The 20,516-nt window shown below is 72.5% G+C and carries 17 protein-coding genes; 8 read left to right on the top strand and 9 right to left on the bottom strand.

Translation table 11 applies throughout. The features are described from left to right. Window position 1 precedes the first annotated feature (1 nt). Genes ABD296_RS15450 through ABD296_RS15430 form a run of 5 tightly spaced genes read right to left on the bottom strand, consistent with a single transcriptional unit; the run spans window position 2 to window position 6,153 of the window. Window positions 2–1,465 (bottom strand): ABC transporter ATP-binding protein, encoded by a 1,464-nt coding sequence (locus tag ABD296_RS15450; RefSeq protein ID WP_344266966.1) that lies wholly within the window; start codon window positions 1,463–1,465, stop codon window positions 2–4. Beyond that, window positions 1,459–2,316, bottom strand: a complete 858-nt coding sequence (locus ABD296_RS15445) for an ABC transporter permease (protein ID WP_344266963.1) — start codon at window positions 2,314–2,316, stop codon at window positions 1,459–1,461. Before ABD296_RS15445 ends, ABD296_RS15450 begins: the two co-directional genes overlap by 7 nt. Before the next feature lie 4 nt (window positions 2,317–2,320). Continuing rightward, window positions 2,321–3,304: an ABC transporter permease gene (locus ABD296_RS15440; protein ID WP_344266960.1), complete on the bottom strand. Its 984-nt coding sequence runs from the start codon at window positions 3,302–3,304 to the stop codon at window positions 2,321–2,323. Continuing rightward, on the bottom strand, window positions 3,305–4,870 hold the full coding sequence (locus ABD296_RS15435; RefSeq protein ID WP_344266957.1) for an ABC transporter substrate-binding protein: 1,566 nt from the start codon (window positions 4,868–4,870) through the stop codon (window positions 3,305–3,307). A gap of 56 nt (window positions 4,871–4,926) precedes the next feature. Continuing rightward, window positions 4,927–6,153 (bottom strand): serine/threonine-protein kinase, encoded by a 1,227-nt coding sequence (locus ABD296_RS15430; RefSeq protein WP_344266954.1) that lies wholly within the window; start codon window positions 6,151–6,153, stop codon window positions 4,927–4,929. A gap of 164 nt (window positions 6,154–6,317) precedes the next feature. Between ABD296_RS15430 and ABD296_RS15425 the strand changes: the two genes are divergently transcribed. Further along, window positions 6,318–6,749, top strand: a complete 432-nt coding sequence (locus ABD296_RS15425) for a Fur family transcriptional regulator (protein WP_344266951.1) — start codon at window positions 6,318–6,320, stop codon at window positions 6,747–6,749. An 83-nt stretch (window positions 6,750–6,832) separates the two neighbouring features. Here the strand turns inward: ABD296_RS15425 and katG are convergent, their stop codons facing one another. The 3 genes from katG to ABD296_RS15410 all read right to left on the bottom strand — a co-directional run bounded on the left by katG (window position 6,833) and on the right by ABD296_RS15410 (window position 10,077). After that, window positions 6,833–9,076, bottom strand: coding sequence for a catalase/peroxidase HPI (gene katG / locus ABD296_RS15420; protein WP_344266947.1), 2,244 nt, complete (start codon window positions 9,074–9,076; stop codon window positions 6,833–6,835). A gap of 16 nt (window positions 9,077–9,092) precedes the next feature. After that, window positions 9,093–9,515: a Fur family transcriptional regulator gene (locus ABD296_RS15415; protein ID WP_344267129.1), complete on the bottom strand. Its 423-nt coding sequence runs from the start codon at window positions 9,513–9,515 to the stop codon at window positions 9,093–9,095. A 133-nt stretch (window positions 9,516–9,648) separates the two neighbouring features. Then, window positions 9,649–10,077, bottom strand: coding sequence for an ATP-binding protein (locus ABD296_RS15410; RefSeq protein WP_344266944.1), 429 nt, complete (start codon window positions 10,075–10,077; stop codon window positions 9,649–9,651). A gap of 99 nt (window positions 10,078–10,176) precedes the next feature. Here ABD296_RS15410 and ABD296_RS15405 point away from each other — a divergent pair, with 99 nt between their 5' ends. The 7 genes from ABD296_RS15405 to ABD296_RS15375 all read left to right on the top strand — a co-directional run bounded on the left by ABD296_RS15405 (window position 10,177) and on the right by ABD296_RS15375 (window position 16,988). Next, window positions 10,177–10,992 (top strand): helix-turn-helix domain-containing protein, encoded by an 816-nt coding sequence (locus tag ABD296_RS15405; RefSeq protein WP_344266941.1) that lies wholly within the window; start codon window positions 10,177–10,179, stop codon window positions 10,990–10,992. Beyond that, window positions 10,989–11,183: a DUF397 domain-containing protein gene (locus ABD296_RS15400; RefSeq protein ID WP_344266938.1), complete on the top strand. Its 195-nt coding sequence runs from the start codon at window positions 10,989–10,991 to the stop codon at window positions 11,181–11,183. Before ABD296_RS15405 ends, ABD296_RS15400 begins: the two co-directional genes overlap by 4 nt. 3 nt (window positions 11,184–11,186) lie before the next feature. Beyond that, window positions 11,187–11,381, top strand: coding sequence for a DUF397 domain-containing protein (locus tag ABD296_RS15395; RefSeq protein WP_344266935.1), 195 nt, complete (start codon window positions 11,187–11,189; stop codon window positions 11,379–11,381). Window positions 11,382–11,504: 123 nt separating this feature from the next. Continuing rightward, window positions 11,505–12,278 carry a class I SAM-dependent methyltransferase gene (locus ABD296_RS15390; protein ID WP_344267126.1) on the top strand — a complete coding sequence of 258 codons (774 nt, stop codon included), beginning with the start codon at window positions 11,505–11,507 and terminating at the stop codon, window positions 12,276–12,278. Window positions 12,279–12,612: 334 nt separating this feature from the next. Continuing rightward, complete coding sequence (locus ABD296_RS15385) at window positions 12,613–13,149, top strand: hypothetical protein (RefSeq protein ID WP_344266932.1); 537 nt, start codon at window positions 12,613–12,615, stop codon at window positions 13,147–13,149. A gap of 178 nt (window positions 13,150–13,327) precedes the next feature. Further along, the gene (locus ABD296_RS15380) at window positions 13,328–15,685 is read left to right on the top strand and encodes an ATP-dependent Clp protease ATP-binding subunit (protein WP_344266929.1); all 2,358 of its coding nucleotides are present in this window, start codon (window positions 13,328–13,330) and stop codon (window positions 15,683–15,685) included. Continuing rightward, window positions 15,678–16,988, top strand: coding sequence for a protein kinase domain-containing protein (locus ABD296_RS15375; RefSeq protein WP_344266926.1), 1,311 nt, complete (start codon window positions 15,678–15,680; stop codon window positions 16,986–16,988). The genes ABD296_RS15380 and ABD296_RS15375 overlap by 8 nt, the downstream gene beginning before the upstream one ends. 4 nt (window positions 16,989–16,992) lie before the next feature. Here ABD296_RS15375 and ABD296_RS15370 read toward each other — a convergent pair whose 3' ends face one another. Beyond that, window positions 16,993–20,391 carry a protein kinase domain-containing protein gene (locus ABD296_RS15370; protein WP_344266922.1) on the bottom strand — a complete coding sequence of 1,133 codons (3,399 nt, stop codon included), beginning with the start codon at window positions 20,389–20,391 and terminating at the stop codon, window positions 16,993–16,995. Window positions 20,392–20,516: the final 125 nt, after the last annotated feature.

Raw genomic sequence — 20,516 nt, 5'->3', positions numbered from 1 at the left:
GCTAGAGGGCGGTGGCCTGGAGCAGGCGTACCGATTCGGAGTGCTGGGCGGAGTCGAGGTCGCCGGAGGGAAGCTCTTCGACGATCCGGCCGTCGTGCAGCACGACGATCCGGTCGGCGACGCGGCGGGCCACGCGCAGGTCGTGGGTGACCAGGACGACCGTCGGCCCGTGGTCGCGGCGCAGCGCGGCCAGCAGGCGCAGGATGTGCTCCTCGGTGAGGACGTCCAGGCCGCTGGTGGGTTCGTCGGCGAGCAGGACGCGGGGCTCCTGGGCGAGCGCGCGGGCGATGGCGACGCGCTGGCATTCCCCGCCCGACAGCGTGGCGGGACGCCGGTCGGCCATGGCCGGGTCGAGGCCGACGCGGCGCAGCAGCCCGTCGTCATAGGGGCCCGCTTCGGCGATGACCTGGCGGACGGTGTGGCGCGGGTCGAAGGACGCGAGCGGGCCCTGGAAGATCATCCCGGTGCGGTGCCGGACGGCGCGCCGCTCGCGGTCGCGCAGCGCCCACACGTCCTGGCCGTCGCGCAGGACGGTGCCCTGAGCCGGACGGTCGAGGGCGGCGAGAGCCCCGATGAGCGTGGACTTCCCGGAACCGCTGCGCCCGACGATCGCCACGGCCTCCCCGGGCCTGATGCGCAGGTCGACGCCGTCGAGCGCCAGGGTTCTGCGCCTGCGGGAGCCCAGAACCCGCCGCACCTTCCGGAGAGCGAGCTCCTCCGCGGTCCCCGCCTTCTCGGAAGGCACCTCCGGCGGACGAGGCGTCTCCCGCACGGCCGCGACCAGCTCGCGGGCCAATTCACTGCCGGGCTCGGACAGGATCCGCTGGGCGGGGCCCTGCTCGACGATGCGCCCGTCCCGCATGATCGCGATGTCGTCGGCCCAGCGGGCGGCGGCGCTCAGGTCGTGGGTGATGAGCAGCGTGGCCCGGCCCGCCGCCTGGGCGCGGACGAGGTCCATCACGGTGGCCTGGGTGACCGGGTCGAGGGCGGTGGTGACCTCGTCGGCGATCAGGACGGGCGGCTCGTGCACGGTCGCGAGCGCGAGCGCGACGCGCTGCGCCTGTCCCCCGGACAGCTCGAACGGGCAGGCCCGCCCGAGCGCGGGGTCGAGGTCGAAGCGCGCCAGCGCGGCGTGCGGGTCCCCGGTCCGGTGCGCCCTGACGGTCTCGGTGAGGTGCCGCCGGACGGTGACGGTCGGGTTCAGCGAGGCGAGGGCGTCCTGGAAGGCGTATCCGACGTCCCGCCCGCGCACAGGTGGACGGCCGTTCACCAGGACCGTGCCGCCGTGCGGCCGCAGGCCGGCGATGGCGCGGGCGGTGAGGGTCTTGCCGCTGCCGCTCGGCCCGACCAGCGCCAGGATCCGCCCGGCGGGGACGGCGAGGTCGACGCCGTGCACGACGCGGCGTCCGGGGACGTCGACGGTGAGGCCCGTGACGATCAGGCCGGGAGCCGGGCCGCTCACCATGTCCTGCCTTCGGACGGACCGGAGATCGCCCCGGCGACGGCGTTGACCGCGATGATCGTCGCGACGACGGCGGCGGCCGGGACCGCGACGGTGTACCACTCGCCGGTGAGCAGGTGCGACTGCGCCTCGGTGAGCAGGTTGCCCCAGCTCGGCCGGTTCGGCGGGACGCCGAGGCCGAGGAAGCTGAGCGTGGACTCGGTGAGGATCGCGTGCCCGACCTCGAACGCGGCGATGGACGCGACCGGCGGCACCGCGCCCGGCAGCAGGTGCCGCCACAGGACCTGCCGGCGCGACAGGCCGAGCGCGTAGGCGGCGCGGATGTAGAGGCGCTCGCGGCGGCTGCGCAGCTCGGCGCGGACGATCAGGGCGACCGGCATCCAGCTCGTCAGCGCGATCGCCGCGACGACGAGGCCGAGCGACGGCCCGGCCACGGCGGCGAGCGCGAGCACGACGATCAGCAGCGGCAGGGCCAGCAGGATGTCGGCGGTGCGGGCGATCAGGCCGTCCAGCCAGCGCGGCGCGACGGCGGCCAGCCCGCCGGCCAGCATGCCGAGCCCGACGGTGATCGCCGCGGTGGTGAGTCCGACCAGCAGGGACGTGCGGGCGCCGTACAGCATGCGGGTCCACAGGTCGCGGCCGAGCAGGTCGGTGCCGAGCGGATGGCCGGGCGAGCCGGGCGGCAGCGAGGTCGCCGAGGTGTCGGTGGCGACCGGGTCGAGCGAGGTGAACAGCGGCGCCAGGACGGCGAGCACCGCGAACGCGGCCAGCACCGCCACGGCCGCGGCGAGCGCGGGGCGCCGGGGTCGCAGCCGGACGGCGAGCAGCCCGCGCGGCTTCACCGATTCAGCCAAAGGTTCAGACGGCATGGGCACCGCCCGACCGGGCGCGCGGGTCCAGCGCGGCGACGGCGAGTTCCGCGACCAGGTTGGCCGCGATGACGATCAGGCCGGTGACCAGGACGATCGCGATGAGCAGCGGGTGGTCCTGGGCGCGGGCGGCGGTGATGGCCGCCCGGCCCATGCCGGGCCAGGAGAAGATCACTTCGGTGGCGTAGACGCCGGCGATCAGCGACCCGACGCCGACGCCGAGCCGGGCGGTGAACGGCACCAGCCCGGGCCGCATCAGGTGCCGGGTGACCACCGTGCGGCGGGGCAGCCCGCGGACCCGGGCGTTCTGCACGTGCGGCGCGTCCCGCAGCCGTCCGACGCCGTTCTCCACCAGCCGCACGTAGACGCTGAAGTGGTGGCCGAACGCGAGCGCGCACGCCGGCAGCACCAGATGGGCGAGAAGCCCGTACGCGGTGACGGGCTCGCCGGGGCGGCTGACGCCTCCCGACGGCATCAGGTGGGTCGCCGCCGCGAAGACGTACAGCAGCAGCAACGCGACGACGAATCCGGGCATGCCGCCCATCACGAACAGCAGGAGGTCGATGCCGCGCCGCAGCCACGCCCGCCGGGTGAGCGCCGCGACCAGCCCGACCGCCAGCGCGGCGGCGAAGCTGAGCAGCACCGCCGCGGCCGTGAGCAGCAGCGTCCACGGCACGGTGTCGCCGAGCGTCTCGGTGACGGGGCGGCCCGACATGTAGGACGTGCCGAGGTCGCCGCGCATCGCGTGCGACGCCCACCGCCAGTACCGGACGGGCGGCGGGTCGTCGAGCCCCATCTCGCCGCGCAGCTCGGCGACGGCCGCCGGGGACGCCGGACGCCCGCCCGACCGGGCCTCCAGCACCGACGCGGCCGGGTCGCCGGGCGCGGCGTCCAGCAGCCCGAAGCACACCGCCGACAGCGCGACGACGACCAGCGCCGCCGTCGCCAGCCGGCGCACCACACGCAGCGCCATCTAGTTGTAGCGCCAGGTCTCGGCGTTCCAGAAGAACCCGTAGCCGTGGTGGCCGAGCGTGCGCTGCGCCGGGCCGGTCAGGTTCTTCGGGACGGCGTTGATGGTCTTGAGGTAGGAGATCCACACGAACGGCGGGTCGTCCTGCAGCGCCTGCTGGAACGCGGTGTAGGCGGCCTTGCGTTTCGCCGGGTCGAGGGTGGAGCGGCCGTCCTCCAGCGCCTTGTCGGCGGCGGGGTTGCTGTAGGAGCCGTAGTTGGAGCCGCCCTTGGCGAGGGCCTGGGACGAGGCGAACGGCCCGTACACCGAGGAGTCCGGGTCGTAGGGCGTGCCCCAGCCGACCACCATGCCCTGCAGGTCGCCCCAGTGCTTGCGGACCCAGTCGCGCGGGCGCGGGTGCGGGTCGACGTCGAAGCCCTGCTGCTTGAGCTGGGTGGCGGACACGTTGAGTATGGCGACGCGCAGCGAGTCCTCGGCGAAGGTGGTGAGCTCGAACTTCACCGTCCTGCCGTTCCTGGCCCACATGCCCTGGGTGTTCTTGGCGTAGCCGGCCTCCTTCATCAGGGAGGCGGCCTTGGCGGGGTCGAAGGCGAACCCGGGCGCGGCGGCGTAGGGGCTGGTGTCCAGCGGGCCCTTGGCCGGGGAGCCGTAGCCGAGGACGACGCTCTTGGTGATGGCGTCGCGGTCGACGGCGTAGTTCATCGCGAGCCGAATCCTGCGGCCGGCGAACACCGGCTCCTTCATGTTGAACATGAGCGCCCGGTAGTCGGCGGTCGGGTGGACCTCCAGCCGGTGCCCGCCGGCCTTCCCCGCCTGCTGCGGCGCCAGGTTCGCGGCGTCGACCTCGCCGTTGCGCAGCTGGATCAGCCGCGCCGAGTCGTCCGGGACGTACTTGACGACGATCTTCTTCAGCCCCGGCCTGCCCTCGTAGTAGCCGTCGAACGCGGTCAGCTCGGCGTACTGGCCGTGCTTGTAGGTCTTGAGGGCGAACGGGCCGGTGCCCACGGGGTGCTGCCCGAATCCGGGGTCGGTGAGCTTCTTCCCTTGCAGCAGGTGCTCGGGCAGCATGCCCATCGACACCGCGTCCAGCATCGGCGCGAACGGCTCGGCCAGGGTGAGGCGGACGGTGGCCGGGTCGGGCGTCTCGACCGACCTCACCATGGTGAAGTTGCGCGACAGCGGCGACCCGGCCCCCGCGTCCCGGACGGTCTCGATGGTGAACTTGACGTCGCCGGAGGTGAACGGCCTGCCGTCCTGCCAGGTGACGCCGGGCCGCAGCACGAAGGTGTAGGTCTTCCCGTCCGGTGCGACGGTCCACGACTTCGCCAGCGACGGGACGACCCTGTTGTCCTTGTCGTGCCGGGTAAGCCCGCGGAACACCAGCTCGGTCACCGGGTCGGTGTGCTCGTCCTGGAGCCCCGGGTTGAACGTCTCCGGCTCGTCACCGATCGCGTAGGTGAGCGAGCCGTCCTTGCTTCCCGGGGCGGTCGCGTCCCCCTGCCCGCACGCGGACGCGACCGACGCCGCCACCACAACGGCCAATACCGCCAGAACCGGACGTTTCAGCATGCCCGGCATTATTGCAAACTCTATGCAGTAACCAACTCATCGCATCTAGCGGACGATCACGGGACGGCGAGGCGGACCCCGTTGCTGGAGCGGTTCTCGTGGAACTCCACGGCGTGCGGGACGAACCCGGACGGGACGTCGTAGAGCAGCACCCCGGTGAAGGACTCCGCGCTCGGCAGCGACTGCACGTTCACCCGCGTCTTCGGCCCCGGTCTGCCCTTGAACAGCATGATCGCGCGGTGGTCGCCGTCGCCCCCGTCCAGCAGCCGCTGGTCGGCCGGGGCCAGCACCTCCGCCGCCGTGCCGGTGTTGGTCACCGTGACCGTCACCTGGCAGAGCTTGCCCTCCTTCGCGGTGACCCCCTTCACCTTTCCCCCGCACTTCGGCGGCGAGGCCTGGAAGGACATGTCGCCGTCCTTGGCGGGCCGGCCGAACTCCGCCGCCGCCGGCTTGTGCTTGTGCTGGTAGTAGGCCAGGCCGGCGACCGCCAGCGCGGCCACGACGGTGCGCAGCGGCTCGGCGAGGTCGCCCAGGTCGTACATGCGCTGCTGCACCCGGTAGGCCACCACCAGCGGATCGCTGGTCGACTGGGCGCCGGAGCCGGCGAACGGGTGGTGGCCCGTCCCGGCCAGCGCGACCAGGCAGCCCCAAGCGAACACGTCGCCGGCCGGCGAGACCTCCCCCGTCTGCACCTGTTCCGGCGAGATCCAGCCGGGCGAGCCGACCACGAACCCCGACCTGGTGTGCCCGGACCGCTCCCCCACGCCCCGCGCGATACCGAAGTCGATCACCCGGGGGCCGGAGATCGACAGCAGCACGTTGGCGGGCTTGAGGTCGCGGTGGACGAGACCCGCCGCGTGGATGGCGGTCAGCGCCGCCGCGACGCCCACCGCCAGGCCGTGCACGGTGCCGGGCGGCAGGCCGCCCTGCTGCTTGATGTGCTCCGACAGCGGCCGTCCGTCGACGTACTCGGTGACGAGGTAGGGGCGCCCGGCGTCGTCCCCGTAGTCGAGCACCGCGGCGGTGCAGAAGGACGCCACCTGCTGGGCGTGCCGGACCTCGTCCTGGAACCGGGCCCGGTAGCGGTCGTCGGCGGCCAGTTCCGGCTTGATGACTTTGATGGCGACCGGGCGCGCGTCCGCGCCGCGCCCGAAGTAGACGGTCCCCATGCCGCCCTCGCCGAGCTTCCCCAGGAGCCGGTAGGGCCCGACGGCGGGAGGGTCTCCGGGGTTCAGGGGATCGACGCCCGCCGGCAGGCTCCCGCTTCGCATCTCGTCCAGCACCGGACGCGTACCTCCGGCCCATCGGCGATTCGCTCTGCACAAGAGCCCCAGGGACTCCCCAAGCCCCACAAAGTATCGGAGGCGGCCCCGCACCGGCAGGCGCAATGACTTGTACCGTTTGCTGTTTTGAATCGTTCTCGATTTGTTAAGGTACCCTGGGCCTCATGTGCGCATCGCAGACCCCGACCACCGCCGAGGAACTGCGCGGTGCCGGCCTGCGGGTGACCGCCGCCCGCGTCGCGCTGCTGGAGACCGTCCGCGAGGGCGACCATCTCGACGTCGAGGGGATCGCCTCCGGGGTCCGCGACCGCGTCGGCCACATCTCCCTGCAGGCCGTGTACGAGGCCGTCCACGCGCTCACGAAGGCCGGACTGGTCCGCCGCATCGAGCCGGCCGGGAGCCCCGCCCGCTTCGAGGGACGCGTCGGCGACAACCACCACCACCTGGTGTGCCGCAGGTGCGGGGCCGTCAAGGACGTCGACTGCGCCGTCGGGCACCCGCCCTGCATGGACCCGGTCGACGACGCCGGCTACCTGGTCGACGAGGCCGACGTGACGTTCTGGGGCCTGTGCCCGCGCTGCCGCGAGACCGGCTGACCGGGCGCCCTCCCTTTCGCCGACATATGACGGCCGGGCCGGTCCCTGAGGACCGGCCCGGCCGCCGTCATGTCAGGCCCGGATCACCGGGTGGAGGTGAGGTCGTACCGGTCGAGGTTCATGACCTTGTCCCACGCGCCGACGAAGTCCTGGACGAACTTCTCCTTCGCGTCGTCGCTCGCGTAGACCTCCGCGACCGCGCGGAGCTCGGCGTTCGCGCCGAAGACCAGGTCGGCGCGGCTGCCCGTCCACTTGACGTCGCCGGAGGGGCCGCGGCCCTCGTAGGTCTCCGAGGTCTCGGACGTCGGCTTCCACGTGGTGCTCATGTCGAGCAGGTTCACGAAGAAGTCGTTGGTCAGCACCCCCGGCTTGTCGGTGAGGACGCCCAGGGACGACAGGTCGTGGTTCGCGCCGAGGACCCGCAGGCCGCCGACGAGCACCGTCATCTCGGGCGTGCTCAGGGTGAGCAGGTTCGCCCGGTCGATCAGGAGGAACTCGCCCGGCAGGATGTTGCCCTTGGCGAGGTAGTTGCGGAACCCGTCGTGCGTCGGCTCCATCACCTCGAACGACTCGACGTCCGTCTCCTCCTGCGACGCGTCGGTGCGTCCCGGGGTGAAGGGGACCGTGATGTCGTGGCCCGCGTCCTTGGCCGCCTTCTCGACGCCGGCGCAGCCGCCGAGGACGATCAGGTCGGCGAGGGAGATCCGCTTGCCGCCGGTCTGCTCGGCGTTGAACGCCTCCTGGACCTGCTCCAGGGTGCGCAGGACGGTCCGCAGCTGGTCCGGGTTGTTGACCTCCCAGTCCTTCTGCGGCGTCAGGCGGATGCGGGCGCCGTTGGCGCCGCCGCGCTTGTCGGTGCCGCGGAACGAGGCCGCCGACGCCCACGCGGTCGCCACCAGCTGGGAGACCGACAGGCCGGAGTCGAGCAGCCGGGCCTTGAGGGCCGCGACGTCGGCGTCGTCCACGAGCTCGTGGTCGGCCGCCGGTACCGGGTCCTGCCACACCAGCGTCTCGTCCGGGACCTCCGGGCCGAGGTAGCGGGCGACCGGGCCCATGTCGCGGTGGGTCAGCTTGAACCACGCCCGGGCGAACGCGTCCGCGAACACCTCGGGGTCGTCCTTGAAGCGCCGCGAGATCGGCTCGTAGATCGGGTCGAAGCGCAGCGACAGGTCGGTCGTCAGCATCATCGGCTGGCGGTTCAGCGTGCCGTCCTCGGGGTCGGGCACCGTGTTGGCCCCGGCGCCGTCCTTCGGCCGCCACTGCTTGGCCCCGGCGGGGCTCTCGGTCAGCTCCCACTCGTAGCCGAACAGGACCTCGAAGAAGGTGTTGTCCCACTTGGTCGGGGTGGGCGTCCAGGTGACCTCGAGGCCGCTGGTGTAGGAGTCGCGGCCCTTGCCGGTGCCGTAGGCGTTCTTCCAGCCGAGGCCCATGTCCTCCAGCGGGGCGGCCTCGGGCTCGGGGCCGACGTGGGTGTCGGGCGCCGCGCCGTGCGTCTTGCCGAAGGTGTGGCCGCCGGCGATCAGCGCGACGGTCTCCTCGTCGTTCATCGCCATGCGGGCGAACGTCTCGCGGATGTCGCGCGCCGCGGCGATCGGGTCCGGGTTGCCGTTCGGGCCCTCCGGGTTGACGTAGATCAGGCCCATCTGCACCGCGGCCAGGGGCTTCTCCAGCTCGCGCTCGCCGCTGTATCGCTCGTCGTCGAGCCAGGCCGTCTCGGGGCCCCAGAAGACGTCCTCCTCGGCCTCCCAGGCGTCCTCGCGGCCGCCGGCGAAGCCGAAGGTCTTCAGGCCCATCGTCTCCAGCGCGACGTTGCCGGCCAGGACCATCAGGTCGGCCCAGGAGATCTTCCGGCCGTACTTCTGCTTGACCGGCCACAGCACGCGGCGGGCCTTGTCGAGGCTGGCGTTGTCCGGCCAGCTGTTGAGCGGCGCGAAGCGCTGCTGGCCGGCGCCGGCGCCGCCGCGGCCGTCGCTGACGCGGTAGGTGCCCGCGCTGTGCCACGCCATCCGGATGATCAGCGGCCCGTAGTGCCCGTGGTCGGCCGGCCACCAGTCCTGCGAGTCCGTGAGCACGTGCGCGATGTCCTGCTTCACGGCGTTCAGGTCGAGGCTCTCGAACGCCTCGGCGTAGTTGAAGTCCTCGCCCAGCGGGTTGGTCACCGGCGGGTTCTTGGCGAGGAGCTTCAGGTTCAGCCGCTCCGGCCACCAGCCGCGGTTGCCGCCGCCCTGGGTCGGGTGCGGCGCGCGCGAGTGCGCGACCGGACACTGGTCCGCGCCCTCCTTGGCCTGCTCGGGGGTCGGCGTGACGACTTCATTGTTGTCGGACATGTGGTTCCTTCCAGGACTACGCGAGGTTGGCGGACGAGGAACTCTGGGCGGTGGAGCAACCGGGGCAGAGACCCCAGTAGATGACCTCGGCCTCGTCGATCGTGAAGCCGCTGTCATCGGGGGCGGTCAGGCAGGGCGCCTCGCCGACGGCGCAGTCGGCGTCGGCGATGGCCCCGCAGGACCGGCACACGATGTGGTGGTGGTTGTCGCCGACCCGGGCCTCGTACCGGGCGACGGAGCCGGACGGCTGGATGCGCCGCACCAGGCCCGCCGCCGTCAGCGCGCGCAGCGAGTCGTAGACGGCCTGGTGGGACACCTTCGGGACGTCCCGGCGCACGGCGTCGATGATCGAGTCCGTGTCGGCGTGCGGATGCGCGTGCACCGCGCTCAGCACCGCGACCCGTGGCCGGGTCACGCGGAGCGCGGCCCCGCGCAGCATCTGCTGGTATTCCACGGTCGTGGCCACGTCCGACAGGCTGCCCCCTTTTCTTGAATCAGTCAAGTGTTTGCAGCACCCCACTTCTTGACCACCTAAGGTCCAAGCCCCCACCACACCCCCGCACCCACCTCGTTCACGGGACCATCCGAGCCCAGATCCACTTCCCGCCGCTCGGATCCTGGGTGGCGCCGCAGCGCACCGACAGGGCCTGGACGATGTGCAGGCCCCAGCCCCCGTTGTCGTCGAACGCCTCCTCGGACAGGTCAAGGTCTTCGAGGGTGATCTGGCGCAGCGGCCTGGGACGCGGGGCACCGATGCCGGAGTCCCAGACGGCGATGATGATCCCTTGCGCGTCCCGGCTGAGCTGGAAGCGGATCTCCTTGTGCGGGGTCGCGTGGGCGGCGTTCGTGATGAGCTCGGAGACGATCAGAAGTGCATCGTCGAGAATATGGAAATAGTCCCATTTGCGCATCCATGCGTCCGCGAGAGTACGCGCAAGCCCCACCGTTGCCGGCGTCCCGAGCAGGGAAATGATCAAATCCCCCGTCGCCGTCATCACCATCGTCCCCGCCCTTGTCGCAGTTTTGGATTTCCTGTGGCAAGGGTCACTGACCTGTCTTAACTTTGGGTGTATCAACGGGAACCCAAAACAGGAGGGGCGATGCCCAAGGTCCGCGAACCTCTCGACCCGAAGATCTCGATGGGCCACTTCCTCGCGTACTACCTGCGGTTCGTCCGCGAGCAGGAGGGGCTGTCGCTCACCCAGTGGGGCAAGATCATCGGACTGGCCCGGTCGAGTGTTTCTAACATCGAGGCAGGACGTGCCCGCCTCCAGGAGGACTACGCCCGACGTCTGGACGTGAAGTTCGAGACCGGCGGCCTGTTCGAGCTGCTGCTCTGGTACTCCCGCATGGCCCACGACCCGAACTGGTTCAAGCAGTACAGCGAGCACGAGCGGCACGCGGCCGAGATCAAGGTCTTCCACGGGCAGGCCATCCCGCTACTCCTTCAGACCGACGACTACACGCGGGCTTACGGCCGCCTCAGCACGGCGAGGGATCGTGAGGCGGTCCTGGCCGGACGGATCGCTCGAAAACGGGCCGTTCTGGAGCGGGAGGACCCGCCCTACATCTGGGTGCTTCTAGATGAAGCCGCCCTGGCCCGCCGAGTCGGCGGAGCGAAGGTCATGCGACCGCAGCTTGAACACCTCCTTGAAATGGCCGACCGCTGGAACGTGATCCTTCGAGTGGTCCCCTTCTCAGCGGGCGAACACCTCGGTTCGGAGGGATTCTTCCAGCTCATCGGCCTGCCAGATCGAGACATCGCTTATGCGGGCGCACAGGGAGGTGGACGCTTGATCGACGCCCAAGACGAGTTCAAGGGCTTTGCTGATACGTTCGAACGTATCGGCGCAAAGGCCGACTCCCAGGACGCCTCGCGCGAGTTGATCAAGAAGTACTTGGAGAGTCACCCATGATCATCCAGTGGCGCAAGAGCTCGTACAGTGGCACCGCGAATGACGATGTGTGTGTTGAGCTGGGACGACTTGCGCCGGGGGACGGCGTCGGCGTGCGCGACTCGAAGAACCCCGACGGCGGCCACCTCACCCTCACATCCACGCAGTTCACGGACCTCCTCAGCCAGCTCAAGCAGCACCCGGAGCGATAGGCCATGACCTTCCACTGGCGCAAGAGCTCTCACAGTGGCGGCGTGGACGACAAGCAGTGCGTTGAGCTGGGACGACTTGCGCCAGGGGCGGCCATTGGCGTGCGGGACTCGAAGGACCCGGACGGCGGCAATCTCACCCTCACGCCCGCGCAGTTCACGAACCTCCTCAGCCAGCTCAAGCACCGCACGACCCGCTAAGCCCCGCCAGCGCAAGCCGTCCACCCCGTGCGCCCGTTCGTTGACTTGCGGCGAGTCGTCGTTATGGGAGCCGCTTCACCGACGACTCGCCGCAAGTCAACGCTTCCGGAGGCGGGGGTGACGATGGTGCGAGGGGACGATTCGGCCGGCGGGTATGACCGGGCGTTTTGCGCTGAGGGCGTCGGAGACGTGTTCGCGCGGACCGTTGCCGAACTCGATCCCGGGTTGCCGGCCGGGGTTGAGCCCTACTCGTTCCTGTCGTCGCATCTGCTGGCCTGCGTTTCGCGTGCGCTGGCGTTGGTCAGCGGGGACGTTCTGGTCGACCTCGGGTGCGGGCGCGGCGGCCCGGGGCTTTGGCTGGCTCGGCAGGCCGAGGCGCACCTGATCGGCGTCGACTTCTCGTCCGTCGCCGTGACTCATGCCTCGCGACGCGCCGCGCAGGCCCCTGACCGTCGCGGGCGGTCCGCGCGTTTTCGGCAGGGCGACCTTGCTGCGACCGGGTTGCCGGACGCCGTGGCGGACGCGCTCGTTTCCATCGATGCCTTGCACTTTCCCGCCGACCGGGCTGCGGCCGTCGGGGAGGTTTGGCGGGTTCTGCGGCCCGGTGGGCGTCTGGTTCTGACCGGGTGGCATCCCGTCGGCATCGGCGATGAGCGCCTCCCCGAACGGCATCGCGGTACTGATTGGCCCGCCTCTCTGACCGCCGCCGGGTTCACCGTTGTCGATTGCGCCACCGACGCCGCCTGGGATCGGACGTTCCGCGCCGTCTATACCGCGGCTCTCGCCCACGGCGATCCCGGTGGCGATGCGGCCCTCGCCGGGCTCCAGGACGAGGCGCGCCGCCTGCTTCCCGCCGCTCACCTGCTGCGCCGGGTGCTGGTGACCGCCGCGAGGTGAGGCGCGTCGACGTCCGCTGACGGACGCCCGCTGGATGGCTCCGCCTCGGGGTGGGGTCTCTTCGTGCCCGGGCAATTAATTCATTCGGCGGGCTAAAGCGGAGCGGTAAGTTTTCACTGGAATTCGTCCAAGGACTCCCGTACCCCGTGATGCGTTTACACGGTCGTGCACATTGACCCGAAGCGGTCAATTCCGAGGGGGCGAGAGGGCGCCTACCAGGCACGAATACTAATGATCACTCTACCTCTTCTCCCTGGCGTGTACCAGGGTCGAGCACGGGTAAGGCAGGCACCCTCTTCGTAGAGACGCAAGAACGAAAGAGAGGAATGCGTCCATGAAAAGAGCTGCCTTTCAGCTGTCCGCGATCGCGATCGCGCTGGTGACGGCCCTGGCCCTCGCCATCGCACCTGCCTCGGCACGCCAGCAGGCGGCGCCGGCTCCACTCGCCGGCGTTCCCGTCACCGGGACCGCTGACGACGGGTCGACGTTCACCGGGACGCTGGTCCCGTCGGCCTTCACCTCCGAGGGCCGCCAGCTCAACCTCAACGGCACGCTCAGCGGGACGATGCGCAACGCGGCCGGCGCCACCTCCGGCACGGTCGACGCGACTCCGGTGTCCGTGCCGGTCGCGCTGCCCACCGCGACGTGCCCGATCCTGCACCTGACGCTCGGCCCGCTGGACCTGAACCTGCTCGGCCTGAAGGTGCACCTCGACCGGGTCGTCCTGGACATCACGGCGATCTCCGGTCCGGGCAACCTGCTCGGCAACCTGCTGTGCGCGATCGCCGGCCTCCTCAACGGTGTCGGCGACATCACCGGGCTCCCCGCGCTGCTCGCCCAGCTGAACGCTCTGCTCGGCCTGACCGGCTAGCTTCCGGTCGCCGGCCTGGGCGGGCACGGTCCCCTGGTGGGGCTCGTGCCCGCCCGCCGCGTTCCGGAGAGTTCACCGAATGCAAATAGACATTGCTGTTTGACTGCTACTACATTCGTGGCATGCCCCGTGAATCGGCGCGGAGTCCGCAGCTCGGCACGTCCGATGTGAGGAAGCGGTGAGCCGGTTCAGCGGGAGCGTCCGCGTGGTGCTGCGCCTGGCGCGGTACGAGGCGCGGGCCGGGCGCGCGCTCGCGGTGGAGCCCGGGCATCTGCTCATCGGGCTGAGCAGGCTGACGCGTCCCGACCAGGCGGAGGTCTTCGCCGAGGCGGAATCGGTCCCGGTCGATCTCGAGGCCCTGCGCGCGGACGCCCTGTTGGTGCGCGAGCGCTTCGCCGCCGGCGGCGTCGACCCGGTGGAGCTGCGCGGCCGGCTGCGCACGCTGCTCGCCTCCACCGTCGCGGGCCCGATGCCCGAACGGCCGCCGCATCGCAGCCGCGATTCGTATCACGCGTTCGGCCGGGCCGCGCAGCTCGCCGAGCCGTCCCAGGCCGGGGCACCGCATCTGCTGCGGGCGATCGCCGAACGGCCCGACCGGTGGTCGCGGAAGGCGTTCGAGGATCTGGACGTCGCCGATCCGCTCGCCGTCTTGTTCCCGGAGCTGGGGCACGGCACCCATCGCGAGCAACAGCAGCAACAACCGCCGCCGCCGCCGCCGGAGCGTGAGCTGAAACTCCTTGGCAAGTACGGTCGGGACCTGACCGCGCTGGCCCGCGGCGGCCGGCTTCCCGAACTGATCGGACGGCGGGACGAGCTGCGCCGCCTGGCCCGCGTGCTGGTGCGGCAGCGCAAGGCGAACGCGGTCCTGGTGGGGCACGCGGGCGTCGGGAAGACGTGCGTCGTCGAAGGGCTGGCGCAGCGGCTGGTCGCGGCGGACGCGCCCGCCGCGCTGGCCGGTTCGCGGCTGATCGAGCTGTCGATGTCGGCGCTGGTCGCGGGCACGAAGTACCGGGGCGAGTTCGAAGAGCGGATCCAGGGCGTCCTGGAGGAGGCGTCCGGGGCCCCGGAGGTGATCCTTTTCGTCGACGAGTTGCATACGGTGCTCGGCGCGGGCGGGCGCGGCGCGTCGGACGCGGCGAACATCCTGAAGCCGGCGCTGGCGCGCGGCGAGCTGCGCTGCGTCGGCGCGACGACGCCGCAGGAGTACCGGCGCCACATCGAGTCGGATCCGGCGCTGGAACGGCGGTTCGAGGCGGTGTGGATCGAGGAGCCGACGCGGTCGGAGGCGGTGACGATCCTGAGCGGCCTGCGCGCGCGGCTCGCTTCCCACCATGGGGTCGGCATCGATCCGGACGTCCCCGAGGCGGCGGTCGACCTGTCCGTCCGCCACCTGCCCGACCTGCGGCTGCCGGACAAGGCCATCGACCTGGTCGACCAGGCGTGCGCGGCCGCGCGGATCCGGACGCTGAGCCCGGAGGACGGGCCGCCGGAGCCCGCCCGGATCGGCCGCGCGGAGGTGGCGGCGGCCGTGGCCGAGCGCGCCCGCCTTCCGCTGGAGCGGGTCGAGGCGGACGAGGCGCACCGCCTGCTCGGCATGGAGGAGCGGCTGCGCCGCCGGGTGGCCGGGCAGGACGAGGCGGTCCGCGCGGTCGCCGAGACGATCCGCGCGGCACGCGCGGGGCTCGGTGATCCGGGCCGTCCCGCAGGGGTGTTCCTGTTCGCGGGGCCGACCGGGACGGGCAAGACGGAGCTGGCCAAGGCGCTCGCGGAGTTCCTGTTCGACGACGAGCGGCGGCTGGTCCGCATCGACATGTCGGAGTACAAGGAGCGGCACGCGGTCTCCCGGCTGCTCGGCGCACCGCCGGGGTACCTCGGGCACGACCGGGACGGCCAGCTCAGCGGCCCCCTGCGGGACCAGCCGCACAGCGTCGTGCTGTTCGACGAGATCGAGAAGGCGCATCCGGAGGTCCTGGACCTGTTCCTGCAGATCCTCGACGAGGGCCGGCTGACCGACGCGCGGGGGCGGCGCGTCCCGTTCACCGACGCGGTGATCGTCATGACGTCGAACCTCGGCGCGTCCGGGTCGGCGCCCGCGGCGGCGAAGCGTCCGCTGGGCTTCGCGCCCGCCCAGGCCGTCGTGCAAGAGCGGCCCGGGACCGAACGCGTGATGGCCGCGCTCCGCGAAAGCCTGCGCCCGGAACTGCTCGGCCGCATCGGCCGGATCGTGGTGTTTTCGCCGCTGGACGAGGCCGCGCGCCGGCAGGTCCTCGACAAGGTGCTCGGTCGCGTCCGGGAAAGGCTCGCGGACCGTTCGATCACGCTGCGGCTGACCGGCGAGGCCCGCGCTCTGCTGCTGCGGCACGGCGACGCCGCGAGGTCCGGTGCGCGGGCGCTGGAGCAGGCCGTCGAACGTATGCTGGTCCAGCCGCTGGGCCGGGAACTGGTGGCGGGCCGGATCGCGGACGGCTCGCTGCTGCTGGTCGGCGCCGCCGGTGAGGAACTGGTCTTCGCGCCGGGCGAGGAGGACCGTGAGTAGCACGAGGCGGATGGCCCCCTCCGTCACGCTGACCCTGGTCAAAGGACGGCTCGACCACAAGGAGTTCGTCTTCGACGAACGGGCGACCTGCGTGCTCGGCCGCTCGTCCGACTGCTCGCCGCGCCTGCCGGACGACGAGCACCACCGCAGGATCTCCCGGCACCACTGCCTCATCGATATCAATCCGCCGGCCGCCCGCATCCGCGATTTCGGCAGCCTGAACGGCACCTACGTCAACGGCCGGAGGATCGGCAAGCGGGAGCGGCACCAGACGCCGGAGGAGGCCGCGCTGCTCACGTACCCGGAGCACGACCTCGCCGACGGCGACGAGATCCGGCTCGGGGACACCGTGTTCCGTGTCGGCATCCACGCTCCCGGCACCGGCGAATGGCCGAGCGGCGACGAGCTGTCGGTCCCCTCCCTCGACCCGGCGGACATCGCCGCGCTCCTCCAGGAGATCGCGCGCGGCGAGAACGCGACGCTGATCCCCGGCTACACGATCCTCCGGGAGCTGGGACGCGGCGGAATGGGCGCGGTCTACCTGGCCCGCGACGACGCCACCGGCGCCGAGGTCGCCCTGAAGCTGATGCTGCCGAGAGTCGCGGTGAACCCCACATCGCGCGCCCGCTTCCTTCGCGAGGCCGAGCTGACCAGCATGCTGCGCCATCCGAACATCGCCGCCCTGCATGACCTCGGTTCGTCCGGCGGCGTCTTCTACTTCACGATCGAGTACTGCGCGCGCGGCAGCCTCGACCGGCTGGTGTCCCGCCGGGGCGGGCGGCTCCCGGCCGGCGAGGCCGTCCCGCTCTTCCTCCAGGTGCTGGACGGCCTGGAGCACGCGCACGACCAGGGCGTGGTCCACCGCGACCTCAGCCCGTCGAACATCCTGCTGCACGAGGCCGACACCGGAACCCTGGTGGCGAAGGTCGCCGACTTCGGGCTGGCGAAGGCGTTCGACCAGGCCGGGCTCAGCGGGCTCACCAGGACGGGGGCGACCGCCGGGAAGCCGGTGTTCATGGCGCGCCGGCAGGTCATCGACTTCAAGAACGCCGCGCCCGCCGTGGACGTGTGGGCCGCGGCGGCCTGCCTCTACCACTCGCTGAGCGGTGCCGTCCCGCGCGACTTCCCGCCCGGCAAGGACCCGTGGCGGATCGTCCTGCAAGCGCCGCCGGTGCCGCTGCGCGAGCGCGCGCCCGACGTCCCGAGGGCCCTGGCCGGCGTCGTCGACATCGCGCTGCGCGAGAAGCCGACGTTCGGGTTCACGACGGCGGCGCAGTTCCGGGACGCCCTTCTCGCCTGCTGAGACGTCAGGCGCCGAGCCGCCAGTCGATCTCCCACACCCGCACCTGGCCGTCCTGCCCGCCGCTCACCACGTAGCGCCCGTCGGGGGTCAGCGCCATCGCCGCGGCCTTCATGCGGTGCCGCCCGAGCACCGTCGTGCGGCGTTCGTGCAGGTCCAGGACCCGCAGCGCGAACCGGTCGTCCTCGATCACGGCGAACCGCCCGTCGGCGGTGAACCGCGCCACCGGCGCGGCCCCGCCGCGGCCGGGCAGCTCGGCCCCGCTCCGGACGTCCCAGATCCGCGAGGAAGTGCCGCTCCGGTCCTGGAAGGTGGCCATGGCCAGCCGGTCGCCGGAGCTCAGGCACACCGAGGTGGCGGTCCCCCCGTAGTCCTTCAGCTCCCGCAGCAGCCCCCCGGTCGCCAGGTCCCAGACGCGGACGGCGCCGTCGCGCCCGGCCGACACGGCCGTCCGGCCGCCGTCGCCGGCCCACAGCGCGACCGTCGCCGTCTGCCGCCGGTGGCCCTCGCACGTCCACAGGCGCCCGCCGGTGTCCACGTTCCACCAGCCGATCAGGCAGTCGCCGGCTTCGCCCACCAGGAGGCGCCGCCCGTCCGGGGTGAAGTGGGCCGCGGTGAGGTTCCGCCCCGTCCCGCGGACGGCCACCAAAGCCCACTCGGCCACCGGGCTCCCGGTGGGGAGCCCGAAGGAGCGGAAAAACCCGTCCTCGCACGCGGTGAGGACGCGGCCGTCGCCGGTCAGCCGCACCGCGAGCACGGCGCGGGTGATGCCGGACCGGCCCTGGTGCACCGTGATGGTCCGCGCGCGGCGGCGGGCGGCCAGGTCCCAGACCACCACGGTGCCGTCCCGCATGCCCGCCGCGGCGACGGCGCCGTCCGCGCTCACGTCCACCGACGCGACGCCCCCGCCGCCCTTGCCGTCGCCGCCGAGCGCCGCCACGAGCCACCCGCCGCGCACCCCGGTGTGCTCCAGGTGCCGGCTCAGGCCATGCCAGGCGTCCATGACCTGCGGCGCCCGCTCGTAACCGGGAACCGTCCGCGCCTGTTCGAGCAGGGCCAGCGCGGCGGGACGGCGGCCCGCCGCGCGCTCCCGTTCCGCCCGCTCCACCAGGTCCCGCATCCGGGCGGCGTGCCGGTTCATCTCGTCGGCCCGGCGCGGGGCCGCCACCTGGTAGGGGGCGGGACGCGGCGACGGCAGATCCCAGAACCGCAGGTCCCGGCGCCCCGCGGACATCGCGGTCGCGCCGCCGGGCCCGAACTGCACATGGAGGACCGGGCCCGGGCCGGGCTCGGCGGCGAGCAGGGTGCGGCGGCACCGTCCGGTGGCGAGGTCCCACAGCCGGACGGCGCCGTCCGAACCGCCCGACAGCAGCGACCGGGAGTCGGGGCCGAAGGCCAGCGCCCCGACCGGGCCCGCGTGCCCGGTCAGGGGCCGCACGCGGCGTCCCGTCTCCAGATCCCACACGCCGATATCGCCGTCGCGGGTAGCGGCGGCGACGGTGCGGCCGTCGCCGGCGAGACGCAGCGCCGCCGGCGGCGCCCCGAACGCCAGCCGCCGATCCACCGTGCCCGCCTCCAGATCGATGAGCAGTCCCTCGCCGCCGTCGCGGACGAACGCCCGGCGGCCGTCCTCGGTGAGCTCGACCGGCCCCCTGGCCCAGGTGCCGGACAGATCGTGCGTCTCCCGGAGCCGCATCGTCCGCTCGTCCCAGACGTGCAGGCGCCCCGAGCGGGACAGGCCGAGGACGCCGGAGCCGGACGGACCGGCGCCGAGACGGACCGCGACGAACGCCGTCCCGCGCCGCCCCCGCGGACCGTAGGACCCCGCGCGGGCGCCGCCGGGCAGGTGCCACGCCAGCACGGGGTCGTCCGCGCCGGCCGAGGCGAACAGCGTCCCGTCCGGCGAGACGTCGACCGAGCGCACGGGCCCCTTGTGCGCTCTGAGACTCCAGATCAACTCGCCGCTGTGGAGGTCCAGGAGCCGCAGGCGGCCCCGGTCCTCCCCGTACAGGAGGTGACGGCCGCCGGACAGGAACCGGATCGCGCCCGGCTCCGGGCCCGCGGGGCCCCAGAAGGCCGGCATGCGGTCGACCGGCGGCTCGCCCGGGTCCGGCAGCGCGTCGAGGACCTGCCTCGCCTCCGCGTCTCCGGGACGTTCCCGGACGATCTCCTCCAGCAGTTCGCGGCCCCGCCGCACGTTCCCGCGCTCCAGCTCCACCAGCGCGAGCAGGCGGCGGGCCTGCCGCGGACCGCCATCGAAGGGCCGGAACTCCATCAGCCGCTCGATCACCTCCAGGTCGGTCGCGGCGGCCCGCCGCCAGCGCGCCACCATCCGGTTGTAGGCGGCGGGCAGGTGGCGCGGGTCGGCCGCGAGCGCGGCGGCGAACGCCTCGTCGGCCTCGCCGGCGCGGCCGAGGTCCAGCAGCGACAGCGCCCGGTTGTTGAGCTCGTCGGCGCCCAGTTCGGCGGCGGCAGGCGCCGGGCGCGGGTACGGGGTCCCGCTCGCCGCCCGGTGCACGGCGGCGAGCTCGTCCGCGACCTCGGCCATCGTGCCCGGCCGCCGCTCCGGCTCCTGCCGCAGGCACCGGGCCAGCAGGGCGGCGAGGTCCGCCGGCATCGCGGGAAGGCCCTCGCCCGGGCCTTCGGCCAGGTGCAGTTCGAGGGCTTCGCCGGCGGCGGGCCCGACCATCCAGGTCCGTCCGCCGGTGAACATCTCCAGCACGGACACCGCGAAGCTGTAGACGTCCGTGCGGCGCCCCAGCCGCTCCCCCGCGAACTGCTCCGGCGAGGCGTACTGCGGTGTCTGCCCGCGCCGGGTGACGGCCGCGCTGCCGCCGCCGTCCCTCTCGACGACCGCCGCCGTGGACCGGGCCCCGGCCAGCCCGAAGTCGGTGACCTTCACCGTCCCGTCCGCGTGGAGCAGGACGTTGGCGGGCTTGACGTCCTGGTGGACCAGGCCCCGGCCGTGCGCGTGCTCCAGCCCCCACGCCGTCTGGACGGCCACGTCCAGGATCCGTTCGAGCGCCCGCACCGGCCCGCCCTCGTACAGCCGGCCGTCCTCGATCCATTCGTTCAGCGATCCGCCCGGCACGTACTCGGCGAACACGCGCGGGATCCCGTCCAGCGTGCGGACGTAATGGCAGCCGCACACGTTCGGGTGCAGTCCGAGCGACACCCAGTTCTCCGCCTCGGCGACGAACCGGGCCCGGCCCGCGGCGTCGGCGAGGGCCTCCGGCCGCGGGCTCTTCACCGCGAGGTCGATCCCCCAGGTCAGGTGCCTGACCCGGTACACCAGGCCCATGCCGCCGTGCTCGTGGACGCGCGTCACCCGGTACCGCCCGTCGACCACGTCGCCCACCCGCCAGACCCCGGAAGCCGCCGGGACGGCGGCGTCGTCCAGCCTCATCGAGCAGCCCTCCGATGCCGTTCCCCAGGCTTGGACGGCCGCGCGCCGCGGATCGTTCGGAGGGCGCCCCGGATGTGGCCGCCGTCTCTGTGATCATGGTGTCGACCGGAACCACCACAGAAGGA

The sequence above is a fragment of the Actinomadura napierensis genome (assembly GCF_039529375.1).
Classification (GTDB): domain Bacteria; phylum Actinomycetota; class Actinomycetes; order Streptosporangiales; family Streptosporangiaceae; genus Spirillospora; species Spirillospora napierensis.
Note: the sequence above shows the minus strand (reverse complement) of the source record. Positions and strands in the feature narration are given on the sequence as shown.

Excerpts from the sequence above, each read along its gene's own strand:
- ABD296_RS15410 (WP_344266944.1), bottom strand. The coding sequence starts at position 10,077 with ATGGTGATGACGGCGACGGGGGATTTGATCATTTCCCTGCTCGGGACG.
- ABD296_RS15435 (WP_344266957.1), bottom strand. The coding sequence starts at position 4,870 with ATGCTGAAACGTCCGGTTCTGGCGGTATTGGCCGTTGTGGTGGCGGCG.
- ABD296_RS15450 (WP_344266966.1), bottom strand. The coding sequence starts at position 1,465 with ATGGTGAGCGGCCCGGCTCCCGGCCTGATCGTCACGGGCCTCACCGTC.
- ABD296_RS15390 (WP_344267126.1), top strand. The coding sequence starts at position 11,505 with ATGGTGCGAGGGGACGATTCGGCCGGCGGGTATGACCGGGCGTTTTGC.
- ABD296_RS15425 (WP_344266951.1), top strand. The coding sequence starts at position 6,318 with ATGTGCGCATCGCAGACCCCGACCACCGCCGAGGAACTGCGCGGTGCC.
- ABD296_RS15440 (WP_344266960.1), bottom strand. The coding sequence starts at position 3,304 with ATGGCGCTGCGTGTGGTGCGCCGGCTGGCGACGGCGGCGCTGGTCGTC.
- katG (WP_344266947.1), bottom strand. The coding sequence starts at position 9,076 with ATGTCCGACAACAATGAAGTCGTCACGCCGACCCCCGAGCAGGCCAAG.
- ABD296_RS15370 (WP_344266922.1), bottom strand. The coding sequence starts at position 20,391 with ATGAGGCTGGACGACGCCGCCGTCCCGGCGGCTTCCGGGGTCTGGCGG.
- ABD296_RS15395 (WP_344266935.1), top strand. The coding sequence starts at position 11,187 with ATGACCTTCCACTGGCGCAAGAGCTCTCACAGTGGCGGCGTGGACGAC.
- ABD296_RS15405 (WP_344266941.1), top strand. The coding sequence starts at position 10,177 with ATGCCCAAGGTCCGCGAACCTCTCGACCCGAAGATCTCGATGGGCCAC.
- ABD296_RS15385 (WP_344266932.1), top strand. The coding sequence starts at position 12,613 with ATGAAAAGAGCTGCCTTTCAGCTGTCCGCGATCGCGATCGCGCTGGTG.
- ABD296_RS15400 (WP_344266938.1), top strand. The coding sequence starts at position 10,989 with ATGATCATCCAGTGGCGCAAGAGCTCGTACAGTGGCACCGCGAATGAC.
- ABD296_RS15415 (WP_344267129.1), bottom strand. The coding sequence starts at position 9,515 with ATGCTGCGCGGGGCCGCGCTCCGCGTGACCCGGCCACGGGTCGCGGTG.